10 protein-coding genes and 6 pseudogenes are annotated in these 12,702 nt (G+C 59.4%); 10 read left to right on the top strand and 6 right to left on the bottom strand.

Annotated elements, in window-relative coordinates; all coding sequences use genetic code 11:
• Positions 1–138: 138 nt before the first annotated feature.
• The 7 genes and pseudogenes from cmtR to CAPP_RS04705 all read left to right on the top strand — a co-directional run.
• Positions 139–498, top strand: coding sequence for a Cd(II)/Pb(II)-sensing metalloregulatory transcriptional regulator CmtR (gene cmtR / locus CAPP_RS04735; RefSeq protein ID WP_076600046.1), 360 nt, complete (start codon positions 139–141; stop codon positions 496–498).
• On the top strand, positions 495–1,097 hold the full coding sequence (locus CAPP_RS04730; RefSeq protein WP_076600047.1) for a cadmium resistance transporter: 603 nt from the start codon (positions 495–497) through the stop codon (positions 1,095–1,097). The genes cmtR and CAPP_RS04730 overlap by 4 nt, the downstream gene beginning before the upstream one ends.
• 484 nt (positions 1,098–1,581) lie before the next feature.
• Positions 1,582–2,201 (top strand): annotated as a pseudogene (locus CAPP_RS04725) (IS3 family transposase); the annotation flags it as partial.
• Positions 2,202–2,406: 205 nt separating this feature from the next.
• On the top strand, positions 2,407–3,612 hold the full coding sequence (istA, locus tag CAPP_RS04720) for an IS21 family transposase (protein WP_290173261.1): 1,206 nt from the start codon (positions 2,407–2,409) through the stop codon (positions 3,610–3,612).
• A 26-nt stretch (positions 3,613–3,638) separates the two neighbouring features.
• Complete coding sequence (istB, locus tag CAPP_RS04715; protein WP_076600052.1) at positions 3,639–4,421, top strand: IS21-like element helper ATPase IstB; 783 nt, start codon at positions 3,639–3,641, stop codon at positions 4,419–4,421.
• 136 nt (positions 4,422–4,557) lie between these two features.
• A protein-coding gene (locus tag CAPP_RS04710; protein ID WP_290172838.1) for an IS3-like element IS3502 family transposase occupies positions 4,558–5,750 on the top strand; the annotation gives its coding sequence in 2 pieces (ribosomal slippage) (positions 4,558–4,846 and positions 4,846–5,750; 1,194 coding nt in all).
• 70 nt (positions 5,751–5,820) lie between these two features.
• A pseudogene (locus CAPP_RS04705) lies at positions 5,821–6,951 on the top strand (IS256 family transposase); the annotation flags it as partial.
• Positions 6,952–7,009: 58 nt separating this feature from the next.
• Here CAPP_RS04705 and CAPP_RS04700 read toward each other — a convergent pair.
• Positions 7,010–8,248, bottom strand: a complete 1,239-nt coding sequence (locus CAPP_RS04700; protein WP_290173264.1) for an IS256 family transposase — start codon at positions 8,246–8,248, stop codon at positions 7,010–7,012.
• Between the two features lie 114 nt (positions 8,249–8,362).
• On the opposite strand from CAPP_RS04700, the pseudogene CAPP_RS04695 reads away from it, so the two are divergent.
• The 3 pseudogenes from CAPP_RS04695 to CAPP_RS11225 all read left to right on the top strand — a co-directional run.
• A pseudogene (locus CAPP_RS04695) lies at positions 8,363–8,512 on the top strand (IS256 family transposase); the annotation flags it as partial.
• Between the two features lie 37 nt (positions 8,513–8,549).
• Positions 8,550–9,176 (top strand): annotated as a pseudogene (locus CAPP_RS04690) (IS3 family transposase); the annotation flags it as partial.
• 37 nt (positions 9,177–9,213) lie between these two features.
• Positions 9,214–9,387 (top strand): annotated as a pseudogene (locus CAPP_RS11225) (transposase); the annotation flags it as partial.
• Positions 9,388–9,509: 122 nt separating this feature from the next.
• On the opposite strand, the pseudogene CAPP_RS11220 reads toward CAPP_RS11225, so the two are convergent.
• The 5 genes and pseudogenes from CAPP_RS11220 to CAPP_RS04665 form a co-directional block, all read right to left on the bottom strand.
• Positions 9,510–9,755: pseudogene (locus CAPP_RS11220) on the bottom strand (transposase); the annotation flags it as partial.
• Between the two features lie 320 nt (positions 9,756–10,075).
• On the bottom strand, positions 10,076–10,387 hold the full coding sequence (locus tag CAPP_RS04680) for a hypothetical protein (protein WP_076599980.1): 312 nt from the start codon (positions 10,385–10,387) through the stop codon (positions 10,076–10,078).
• Complete coding sequence (locus CAPP_RS04675; protein WP_076599981.1) at positions 10,384–10,626, bottom strand: YgaP family membrane protein; 243 nt, start codon at positions 10,624–10,626, stop codon at positions 10,384–10,386. Before CAPP_RS04675 ends, CAPP_RS04680 begins: the two co-directional genes overlap by 4 nt.
• A 236-nt stretch (positions 10,627–10,862) precedes the next feature.
• On the bottom strand, positions 10,863–12,164 hold the full coding sequence (locus tag CAPP_RS04670) for an APC family permease (protein ID WP_076599982.1): 1,302 nt from the start codon (positions 12,162–12,164) through the stop codon (positions 10,863–10,865).
• Positions 12,165–12,228: 64 nt separating this feature from the next.
• On the bottom strand, positions 12,229–12,363 hold the full coding sequence (locus CAPP_RS04665; RefSeq protein ID WP_412459501.1) for a multicopper oxidase domain-containing protein: 135 nt from the start codon (positions 12,361–12,363) through the stop codon (positions 12,229–12,231).
• Between the last annotated feature and the right edge of the window lie 339 nt (positions 12,364–12,702).

Raw genomic sequence — 12,702 nt, 5'->3', positions numbered from 1 at the left:
TCTCGAGCTGGCGACGCTGTTTTCGCTTTGCCGGAATCTCTGCCATCTCTGCTCCTTCCACTGTCTCTTGGGCAGCACACACAGCTGCACCGCTATCCGGAATTTGACTAGTTCAGTGATCGCTGTATAGTTCAGTGCATGCTGACTATTGCTTCGCGTCTCGACGTGATGAACCGCCTGGGTCGTGCACTGGCCGACCCCACTCGATCCCGGATCATCTTGACCCTGCTCGACCATCCCGCTTACCCGGCGGAACTATCCCGAGAACTGGACCTGACACGCCCGAATGTGTCCAACCACCTGGCATGCCTGCGCGATTGCGGGATCGTCGTCTCCGAGCCCGAGGGTCGTCGGACACGATACGAGATTGCCGATCCGCACTTGGCGCAGGCGCTGACGACACTGGTCGATGCCACCCTGGCAGTAGACGAAGACGCCCCGTGCATGGATCCCGCCTGCTCGCTTCCCGGATGCGACGTAGCTGGGGAGGGCGCATGATCCTCACCACAGTCTTGCAAGCGATAGGCCTGTTCGCAGCTACCAACATCGACGACATCATCGTGCTCTCCCTCTTCTTCGCGCGAGGGGCAGGCCAGAGCGGCACCACCGCCCGTATTTTGGCCGGCCAGTACCTCGGATTTGCCGGCATCCTCGTCGCCGCGATCCTTGTGACCATCGGCGCCGGAGCATTTCTGCCCCCGGCAGCTATTCCATACTTTGGTCTCATCCCTCTGGGCATCGGCCTCTGGGCCGCATGGCAGGCCTGGCGCGGAGACGATGACGACGATGACGACGAGGCCAAGGTTGCCGGCAAGAAGGTCGGCGTTTGGACAGTCGCAGGCGTCACGTTTGCCAATGGCGGCGACAACATCGGTGTCTACACCCCTGTATTCCTCAGCGTGGAACCTTTCGCAGTAGTCGCCTACTGCGTTATCTTCCTCGCGCTCGTTGCGGTCCTGGTGGCCCTGGCAAAGTTCGTCGCCACCCGCCCCCCGATCGCGGAAGTGCTCGAACGCTGGGAGGACATCCTCTTTCCCATCGTTCTCATCGGCCTCGGCATCGTGATCCTCGTCAGCGGCGGAGCCTTCGGGCTCTGACGGAGCAGCAGTGTTCCAAACGGCCCCGACCGGGCGCACCCCTCTCGGTTCAGACCCCAACAACTACCCGCAGCCAGTCCTGCGTGATCACAGCAACAAGACCGCCATGGAGCGCTGCAAAACCCCGCCATTGAGCGAACGAAGCCACAGCCTCTGAGTGCAAGCGCCTCTACTGTTCATCTACAACAAGACGCACAACGAACTCACCCACCCCGGGAAACCCGAAAACGAAAATCTCGAGACATCGTAGGAACGATATCTCGAGACTTCATGATTTTGTTGGTCGATGGGGACATTCAGTAAACTCCCCAACCTCTAGACTCGCCGCCGCTTCCGCGGCGGCTTACACGTCTTCCGCCGCTTCCTTACACACCCCGTCCCGCGTTCCGCCCCGGAAACCCGTACCGACCCTCGCCCCGCCTTTCGCCTCGACATGAAGTGTCCTGGGTTTAGTTCCGATCATTTCTAGAGAAGGATTGGAATCATGCCAAGGAAGTACAGTGACGAGTTCAAGGCCAAGGCAGTGCGTTTGGCTGAGGACCTCGTTGAGCTCGAAGGGTGTTCGAAATGGGGTGCAGCCGTAGAGATCGGTGAAAAGCTCGGCATTCCAGCGCACACGCTCAACGATTGGTTGAAGCCGAATATGGTCTCGTCCGATGTTGAGATTGGCGCCGGCGAGTCAGCGGCTGACGAACTGAAGCGGCTGCGGAAAGAGATTAAGGAGCTACGCAGGGCTAATGAGATCTTGAAAACCGCGTCAGCTTTTTTCGCGGCGGAACTCGACCGTCCCACCAGAAGATGATCGAATACATCGATGCGTATCGCGATCGCTTCGGGGTCGAGGCTATCTGTCGCACATTGAAAGAGACAGAATGTGGGTTTATCACCTCTCGTGGTTACCGAGCAGCGAAAACACGAGCGCCGTCGGCGAGGAGTTTGTCGGATGCGCTGCTTATTCCTGAATTGGTGAGGGTCTACGAGGACAACTTCAGTGTCTACGGGGTCCGCAAGATGTGGAAGGCTATGCAGCGCGCCGGCTGGAGCATCGGTCGTGATCAGACCGCGCGTTTGATGAAACAAGCTGGCATTTACGGGAGTGTCAGGAAGTTTGTGTGTGAGGCTCTGATCTAGAAGGAGTTTCACCGATAATGACTACGGTGTCACCGAAGAAAGGCCATGACCCGGCGAGGGTCAACGAGATCAGCGAGAAGCTGATGGAAAATCCTGAGCTGGCCAGCTTGTCAGCGCTCTTTGAAAAGTAGCCCAAAACGCTCCCCGAAAAGTAGCCCATCCGAAAAAGATTGGATGGGTGATTTCTTTGGAGCAATGGGCACAGATCCGATACCTGCGTGGGCAGGGTTTATCGATACGCAAGATTGCCAACGAGGTTGGCTGCGCGAAGAAGACTGTCGAGCGGGCACTCGCTTCGGATTCGCCTCCGAAATACCCGACGCGTCGGGCTAAAACCACAAGTTTCGATGCCTTCGAACCACAAGTACGCGCGTTGCTGGCTGAAACTCCACGTCTTAACGCAAAAGTCATCGGGCAACGCGTTGGGTGGACCGGGTCAGAATCGTGGCTGCGCAAAAACATTGCCCGGATCCGACCCGAGTATCTTCCCGCAGACCCCGTGGACACGCTCACCCATCTTCCCGGGCGTGAAATCCAGTGCGACCTGACTTTTGCCGCTGGCGGGCTGCCCGATGCAAACGGTGTGCCCCGGCCATTCCCGGTGCTGGTGATGGCGGCATCGCATTCCCGATTCGCCGCGGCTTGTCTGCTACCAACCCGTCGCACCGACGACCTGATAGCTGGGATGTGGCAGCTCATCGAGCGCGACTTCAAAGCCGTGCCCGACCGGCTGGTATGGGACCGGGAAGCGGGCATCGGTAAGGCCCGCCTGTGTGAGCCAGTCGCTGCGTTCGCCGGTGCAATCGGCACCAAGATCGTCCAGGCCCCGCCGAGAGATCCGGAATCGAAAGGCATCGTTGAACGCACCAACGGCTATATGAAGCGCTCCTTTTTCCCAGGCCGGCGCTTCAGCAACCCGCAGGATGTGCAAGACCAGCTCGATGAATGGTTTAGCACCGTGGCCAACACCCGCACCCATGCCACGTTGAAAACCCGCCCGATCGATCTGTTTCGCATCGACCAACAGTCCATGCGTCCACTTCCGCCGTATGCCCCAACGATCGGGATCCGTCCTGCGGTACGCCTGCCACGCAACTACTACATCACCGTCGACACCAACCAATACAGCGTCGACCCCGCCTTCATCGACAGGCTTGTGACCGTGCGCACCTGTCTAGAAGAAATCACTGTCACAGGACCATCCGGCGAAATCGCTGCCTGCCACCGGCGTTACTGGGGCAAACACCACGTCATCACCGACCCTGCCCACCGACACGCCGCACGACGCATGCGACAGCTAATCACCGGACCCCAACGACACAACCACACACCAGACAACGACGTAGAGGTAGCCGACTTAGCCATCTACGACTCAATCGCCTAGCCCCCCAAAGAAGATTGGATTCGACTATGTCCCACACGCACGCCCACGACACCCAAGCAACGATTGCGCACCTGTCACAGACGCTGAAAGCCCCACGTATCAACACCGTTTACGCCACCATTGCTGAACAAGCACGCGCAGAATCGTATACCTACGAGGAATACCTCGCCGCGGTACTTTCAGTAGAAGCCACCGCACGCGCTGAATCCGGAGCGCGCCAACGCGTTAAACGAGCCGGTTTTCCAGCAGTCAAAACCATCGCCGATTTCGACTTCGGCGCCCAACCCGGCATCGACCGCGCCGACATCGCCCGACTAGAAACCGGTGCCTGGGTCGCAACCGCTGAAAACGTCGTCCTTCTAGGCCCACCAGGCACCGGAAAAACACACCTAGCTACAGCCCTAGGCATAACCGCTGCTCAGCAAGGCTACCGAGTACTGTTCGACACCGCCGCAGGGTGGATCAACACACTCACCGAGGCACATAACACCGGACGACTCGAATCCGTACTCAAACGCCTAAGCGGATACCACCTGCTCATCATCGACGAACTCGGATACATCCCCGTTGAGGCAGATGCCGCAAACCTGTTCTTCCAACTCGTCTCACGCCGATACGAACACGGATCCATCATCGTCACATCCAACCTGGCTTTTTCCCAATGGGCCCAATGCTTCGGAGACGTCACCGTTGCAACTGCCATGGTCGACCGCATCGTCCACCACGCAAAAATCTTCCAACACCGAGGAGTAAGCCACCGCATCAAAGGCCGCGAACTCACAACACCACAAACAAATCAGGCACAATAACTACGACCACACTGGGCTACTTTTCAAAGAGCGCCAGTGGGCTACATTTCGAAGAGCACTCACACGGACCTGACCCCTGTTTGGTAGACACCTCTGATTCCGGCTGTGTTGAGTCGGGGAAAGGTAATCTACCTCCATGCCTAGGAAGGTTTATTCGGATCAGTTCAAGCGCGACGCGGTCGCGATGTACGAGAACGATCCACAGGTGTCGTTGAACGCGGCGGCCGCTGATTTAGGGATCAACCGCTCCACGCTTCGCGTATGGGTTGATAAGTACGGAACTGGCACGAAACCCCAGTTTTCAGCGGGCTTACGTGCTGATCGTGCGAGGCAACTGACCGATGCTGAGAAGCTACGTCAGCTGCAACAGGAAAACGCCCGCCTGAAAGAAGAACGCGATATTTTGCGTAAGGCAGCCAAATATTTCATGGAAGAGACGAACTGGTGATCCGCTTCCGGTTCGTTGATGACCACCGCACCGATTACTCGGTCAAGCGGATGTGCACCGTACTCGGGTTAAACCGCAGCTCCTACTACAAATGGAAAGCTAGCAGCACCCAGCGGCACCGCAGACTGGTTGATGATGCCATACTCGGAGCCAAGGTGAAGGCCATCTTCGACGACAAGAAGCAGCTCTACGGCGCAAAACGCATTGCCGCCGAGCTGACTTTCAACGATGCGTACAGTAGCACCGGACCGGTCAACCATAAGCGCATCGCCCGGATTATGAGGAAGCTTCAGCTGCGCGGCTACACGAAAAAACGTAAGGTCACGACAACGCAGCGCGGGAGTCATCGCTTTATATTCGCTGACCTGGTCAAGCGTAACTTCACTGCGCCAGCTGCCAATAGGATCCTCGTCGGCGATATTACCTATCTGCCGATCGCAGACGGGTCGAATATGTATCTGGCTTCTGTGATTGACTGCTACTCGCGGATGCTCGTCGGCTTCGCGATCGCAGACCACATGCGCACCGACCTCGTCGAAGAAGCGCTCGAGCATGCTCGCCGTACCCGTGGCAGTCTCTCCGGGGCGATCTTCCACTCAGATCATGGCAGCGTGTATACCTCATCGCAGTTTCAGGCTGTCTGCCGAAGACTCAACGTCACCCAGTCGATGGGAGCAGTTGGCAGCAGCGCTGATAATTCACTCGCGGAGTCGTTTAACGCGGCGTTGAAACGAGAAGTGCTCAAAGACCAGAAAGTCTTTTCCAATCAGCTAGTCTGCCGGCGCGACGTCTTCGCATGGTGTGCGCGCTACAACACCACCCGAAGGCATTCCTGGTGCAAGTACCTCACACCCATTGAGTACGAATCTCACGCTTCCTAACAATGCGCTAGAGTAAAGCCAATAATTTCACCCCCACGGTGTCTACTTTCCGGGGGCCGGGCCCCACAGCTTGATCAGCGAGCTGTCGACGTCCGCTGATGATGCAAGCGACCTGGTCAAAGGCCTGCTGCAGGCATCGATCAACGCTGGTCTGCAGGCGGAAATGGATGCGCACTTGGGCTACGGACATTCCGACCGCAAGGCCAAAGCCCAGGTGGAAACCGCGCAGGGCGGCAATCACCGCAGCGGGTCGTATACCAAGACCGTCAATTCTGGCTACGGTGCAGTGGAAGTGACCGTGCCCAGGGACCGTGTCGGCACGTTTACCCCGAAGATGGTGCCCAAGGGAGCACGCCGGCTGACAGAACTCGACGACATGATCGTCTCGCTGTATGCCGGTGGGATGACGGTGCGCGATATTCAGCACCACCTTGCGACCACGCTTGGGGTGGATATGAGCCCGGATACGATCAGCACGATTACCGATGCGGTTTTAGACGAGGTCATGATCTGGCAAAACCGCCAGCTCGACGAGTTTTACCCGGTGATCTTCCTCGACGCGCTCCGCGTCAAAATCCGTGACGGTCACCGCGTGGTCAACAAAGCCTGCTACATGGCTGTTGGCATCGACATCGACGGCATCAAGCACATCTTGGGATTGTGGATCGCTGATAATGAAGGCGCCGCATTCTGGGCATCGGTGTGCGCGAACCTGGCCAACCGCGGTGTCCAAGACGTGTTCATCGTCTGCTGCGACGGGCTGAAAGGTCTACCGGAAGCCGTGGAGGCAACCTGGCCAAATTCCATGGTGCAGACCTGCATTGTGCACCTGATTCGGGCTGCGAACCGGTGGGTGTCCTACCAGGACCGCAAATCTGTCTCCCGGGCGCTGCGTGAGGTCTACACGGCCGCAAACGAGGACACCGCCCGTGCCAGCCTTGATGCCTTCGAGGCCTCAGAGTTGGGCCAGAAATACCCGCAGTCGGTCAAAGTCTGGCGCGACGCCTGGGAGCGGTTCATACCGTTTCTGCAGTTCCCGCCGGCGGCACGGCGGGTGCTCTACACCACCAACTCGATCGAATCGCTCAACGCTTAACTGCGTAAAGCTACTCGTAACCGGGGCCAATTCCCGAACGATACTGCGGCGCTGAAGACGCTGTGGCTGATGATCTGCAATATCGAGGACAAGCGCGCGGTCAAGTCCCGTGTAGTGGTGTAGCCGTCTAGCTTTCGGCTCGGTATTTAGTTCGGGGTTGTGGTTAGGCGGTTAGCTGGTGATGGTCGCCATGATCATCTCCTGGGTGGTGCATGAGTTGTTTGGTGTGTTCGAGTGCGGACAGTGACATGTAGCGTTTTTGCTGGATCCAGTCGTCGTGCTGTTCGGCTAGGACAGCGCCGACGAGCCGGATGATGGATTCGCGGTTCGGGAAGATGCCGATGACGTCGGTGCGCCGGCGGATCTCCCGGTTTAACCTTTCGGTGGGGTTGTTTGACCAGACTTTCGTCCAGACTGGTTTCGGGGCTGCGGTAAACGCCAACACCTCATCGAGGGATTCCTCCAAATACGCCGAAACCTGTGGGAACTTCGGTTCCAGCAGGTCGACCACTTCGCGGGCTTGGGCCCAGGTGGATTGGGCGTCGGGTTGCTGGAAGATTGTCTGGAACATCGCCGAGACCATCGGCCACTGGGTCTTTGGGACTTTCTCGTAGAGGTTCTTCGCAAAGTGGGTGCGGCACCGCTGCCAGGATGCATCAGGCAGCACTTCGGAGATAGCGTGCTGGATGCCTTCGTGGGCGTCACTGGTGACCAAATAAACACCACGCAGCCCGCGGGCTTTTAAGTCTTGGAAGAAGCCTTTCCACGATGCGTTGGATTCCGCGGTGGCGACATGCATGCCGAGCATTTCGCGGTAGCCGTCGGCGTTGACCCCGGTAGCTAGCAGCACAGAGCATTTGACCACCCGGCCGCCTTCACGGACTTTGATCGTGAGCGCGTCGCACGACAGGTAGGCGTACCCGCCGGGATCGAGTGGGCGGTTTTTGAAATCTGTGACCATCTCGTCGAGTTCTTCCGCCATGCGCGAGACGTGAGATTTCGACATATTGGCAATCCCAAGTGTTGCCACCAGGTCATTCATCCTGCGGGTGGAAACCCCTTTGAGGTAGCAGGTCGCGATCACAGTCGATAAGGCGCGTTCGGCCCGTGAGCGGCGCTCTAACAGCCAGTCCGGGAAGAACGCTCCGTGGCGCAGCTTCGGCACCGCCACATCGATCGTGCCCACACGGGTATCAAGGTCGCGGTGACGGTACCCGTTGCGGTGGTTGACCCGCTCGGCAGAAGCGACACCATACTCAGCCCCGCAGACGGTGTCAGCTTGGGCGGAGAGGATCTGGTTGATAAACCCTTGCAGCATCTGCCGCATCAGATCCGGGGAGGCCTGTGCCAGCAGATCGTCCAGATAGGTTGCAGGGTCGATAGAATGCGGAGCAGCGGTCATCGTCATGTGCCTTTCGGTGAGATGTGGTAGTTGAGTCGAAAGGTTACTGACGATGGCCGCCCCTATATCTGCCAGGGCCCACCATCAGCAAGCGTTACACCACACTAAGGGACGCAACCCAAGCGCGCTGCCCAGCGAGCGAAGAAAGCGAAACGCGACATCGAATGCAACGGCTATATTGAAGGAGCGAAAGCCACCGGGTGGAAACAAGCCATCAACCAACTAGCCGTGGCGTACCCTGACCGATTCGCGGATTACTTGTAACCCAAGCCCCCGCACACAAACAATCGGACACCCTCGCATTTACGGCCGCAGGCGTGGCCGCACACCGATGACAACGCTTCGGGCCAACGTGCCGGATTGCCGCCCTGACCTGGTCAACCGTGACTTCACTGCCCCCGCACCGCACCGGTTGTGGGTCGCTGACATTACCTATGTGCGCACCTTGTCTGGTTTTGCCTACACCGCGTTTATCACCGATGTGTACTCCAGAAAGATCGTCGGTGTCGCGACTCGGGCGAGCATGCGTACCGATGAACTGCCGCTGGAGGCCTTTGAGCACGCCCTGTATCACGCTGGTGATCTTCGCTCAGAAGGGCTTGTCCACCACAGTGACCGCGGCTCGCAGTATGTGTCGATCCGTTACGGTGAAGCGCTCGCCCAGGCGGGTATCGATCCGTCTGTCGGCACCGTTGGCGACTCCTATGACAACGCGTTGGCTGAAACGGTCAACGGGCTCTACAAAACAGAGCTGATTTATCCCCACCGGCCGTGGGCATCGGTCGGTGAAGTCGAGATTGCCACCCTTCACCGGGTGCACTGGTGGAACAACCAGCGACTTCATCAATCCCTGGGATATATCACTCCACAGGAGATGGAGGACGCTTACTATCAACGATCAGGCGCTCAAACGTTGGGCGTTAAATAAGCGGAACGAAAACCAGGACGCTTCAAGGAGCAACCCCATGCCCTCGAAGTACACACCCGAACTGAAAGCCAGGGCCATCGAACTTGTCCTGCACGCACAAGGCGACCCCGACACCACCCGCGGCGCAGTCTCCCGCATCGCCGACGAACTCAACATCTCGCGTGAAACCCTGCGGATCTGGGTCCGCACACACAAGGAATCCGGCATGTCCGCCCCGACGGAGTCAGTTGACCTGGACGCAGAAAACCGCAGGCTACGCAAAGAACTCGCCGAATCCCAACGCGCCAACGAGATCCTGAAGAAGGCCTGCTTGAGGATCGTGTTCGCACGCCGCAGCTCGCGGTTTTCCTTCTCCAGCTCGGCCAGGCGGGCGTCCCGATCGGAATCAACGCTCGTCGAGGTCACGCCCTCGGCCTGGGCCTCACGAACCCACGTGCGCAGAGCCTCCTTGTGGACCCCGAGCTGCTCGGCGACGCGGGCAATTGCCCCGTGCGCACGATCCGGGTCCGCCAACGCGTCCAACGCCATCCGCGTCGCGCGATCACGCAACTCGTCCGGGTACCTCCGTGGTGCTGCCATGAATCCATTGTCCTTCCGGCTGTTCGATGTCTCCATCAAACCCGGGGCGCTCCAGTTTTCGGGAGAAGATCTGATCGTGATGACGGACTGCCCGTCTTTGATGAGGTCGACTGACACCCCTCGACTTCGGGTAGCCCCCATAGATGCTCGATCATTCGCGCGATGCACTCACCGCAGGTCAGTCCCCTGACGGTGTAACTCATCGTGCTAGTGGCCGCTGCAGCCATCTCGGTGTCCTCCAGCCTTGGAAATCGCGTCGTGCTCGCTCCTGGTCGGTTCAATGCTGAGCCGATTGGATCCCAGGAGCGTGTAGTGGCGGGTTAATGGCCGTGGCCACCGGGCATTGCGAACATCATCAGGCCCATCATCGCCACGCACAGCGCGCCAAACACGATCACTCCGGTGCCTGCGACCCCGGTCACCAGCAGGACCCCGACAAGAACGAGCATCGGGACACAACACGCGAGCATCATCCAACGATGACCGGAGCGTCCGGGCTTCGAGGGCTCGGGCGGGTACTGCTCTTCCAGAGGCCCATCGCTGAAGGGGGAAGCCGACCCCGCAACGGGGGGCTGATCAGGGGGCGCGTCTAGTGGCTGGCGCCGTCGCTCCTGGGGTGATTGCTCGCTCATGAGGGGTGTCCTTTCCGAAGCGGGAGGCGGCCCAATTTTTTGTACAGTGGACAGTGCCCGGTCCCACCAGTGACGATCAGGTCCAGACCAGCCACGATCAACAACAGCTCCACGATCACCGCGCCCGTGGAGTCCGCCTGGCTGAGCAGAATTCCTCCGCCAACGACACCGAGAAGACCCAACACGATGCGAGCGCCCCTTTCGATAGGGGTGATGTTGATACTCCATCTCGCCTGCATCGTTTCCTCCTGGGTGCTCGATCCAGCCCCGAGTGCACGGGACCATTGATCGGTACACCCCCAATCTGCCAAGTGTTTGTGAAGGACGAACTGTCCTTCACGTGAAGGTTCGGTGAAGCCGGTACGACGTGTGCCACAAGTGTGGGGAGATGCGCGCCTCAACGCGCTCAGCGGACGCGCGTCGCGCGGCCTGAATCGCGCTGGGTTGGTTGGAGTCTCTGGTGTGCTCTGTGTTCTCACTGGTGTTGGTGGTGTCGCACGGCGAGCCACTGGGCGAGGACGATGGCTAGGGCCACTAGCGCGGTGATGACGAGGGTGAACGGGTCCGATTGGCTCTTGGTGAGCAGGAAGGGCACCAGTACCGCGAGGTCAAGGATGATCGCGAGCAACGGGATCCAGGAGTTGGCGGCGACGTCGTTTTTGAGATGGCGGATGATCCCGAAGTGGATGGCAATGTCCATGGCCAAATACAAGATAGCGCCAAGGGAGGCGATCTGGGAGAGGTCGAAGAAGGCGGCCATCACGATCGCCAGCCCGGCGGTGATGTAGAGCGACTGATGTCCTGGCCGGCCGGGCAGGCCCGGGGCTTGGCCCATTTCTCGGAGCATGTCGTAGAGCTTCGAGACTGAGAATAGGCTCGCGATCAGTCCAGACAGTGTGGCGACCACCGCGATAAGCACGGTTATTCTCATGCCCCAGTCGCCGAACATCGGCTGGGCTGCTTCGGCCAGTGCGTAGTCGCGGGCCTCGATGATCTCTGGCACGGTCAGGCTCGCAGTGACTGCGACGGTGATCAATAGATAGAGCGCCGTGCACAGGGCGATGGAAATAATGATTGAGCGGCCGATATTGCGCTTGGGGTTCTTCAGATCCCCGCCGTGGTTGGTGATCGTGGTGAACCCCTTGTACGCCAGGATGCATAGGGTGACACCGGCGAGAAAGCCCACCCATCCCTGGTCTGGTGGCGTGCGTCCAGCGGCGGTAATGAGCCGGGGCAGGGAGGAGAGTCCCGCGGCGAGGATTCCCGCGATCGCCAGCACCGCGATGCCGACGATCTTGAGCGCTGCGGTGACCATGGCAGAGCGCTCCACTAGTTGGTTGCCCACCAGGTTCACCAGTGCGGCGCCGGCGATGGCGAGGACGGCCAGCACCGGGACCCACACGTCGGAGTCCTGCATCCCGAACGGTCGCAGCATGTAGGTACCGAAGGTTCGGCCGAGAAGGGACTCGGCGAGGATCATCGACACGTACATGAACAGCGAAAACGAGCCAGCCACGACCCCGGGTCCATACGCGGCTTTGAGTTGCATCGCGATTCCGCCCGAGGAAGGGTTGGTGGCTGCGTAGCGGATGTAGGAGTAGGAGCTGAAGGCCACCACCACTGCCCCGGAAAGGAAGGCCCACGGCATCCACCCCCCGGCCAGCTCGGCGACCTGCCCTACCAGGGAGAAAATGCCCGCCCCGATCATCACCCCCGTCCCGAGCGCAACGGATCCAGTGAGGGTCAGTGAGTTCGAGGACTGGGTGCTGCGATCCATGCGGTACCGTACTTTCTTCTCGTCGGGCGGGGTTGGCGGTGTGCTTGCGGTCGGGTGCGCCGAGTTAGCGGGCCAGGATCGTGCCCATCATGCCGAGGTCCTCGTGGTCGAGGATGTGACAGTGGTAGACGGTGCGGCCGACGATGTCGTCGAAGGCCACGCGGATGGTGACGCGGCCGAAGGCCGGAATGTTGACCACGTCCTGCCAGGTGGGTGACTCGCAACGGAAGGTTACTGCGAGGCTGGATAGACATCTTCTCCTCTTCATATTCGTTGCTGGTGCTCACTGGAACACCTCCAATTATACCCCTATGGGGTATGTGGTTGAACCCGGCTCACCCATCGATTGGTCCCTGGGTGTCTCACACCTGGGGAGCGGTCCCTGTCAGGGCGACAATGAGGCAGAGCACGCGGGCCCAGAACACGCCCAGGCCAATGGCCACTACGGTTACACTCGCCCACACCATACCGCGCCCCTGTCTTCCGGTCGAGTTCCACATTGGCCGGTACGCCCGCGTATTTGTGCGGAGATCAGGTG

Origin of the sequence: Corynebacterium appendicis CIP 107643 (assembly GCF_030408415.1) — a bacterium.
Taxonomy (GTDB): domain Bacteria; phylum Actinomycetota; class Actinomycetes; order Mycobacteriales; family Mycobacteriaceae; genus Corynebacterium; species Corynebacterium appendicis.
Note: the sequence above shows the minus strand (reverse complement) of the source record. Positions and strands in the feature narration are given on the sequence as shown.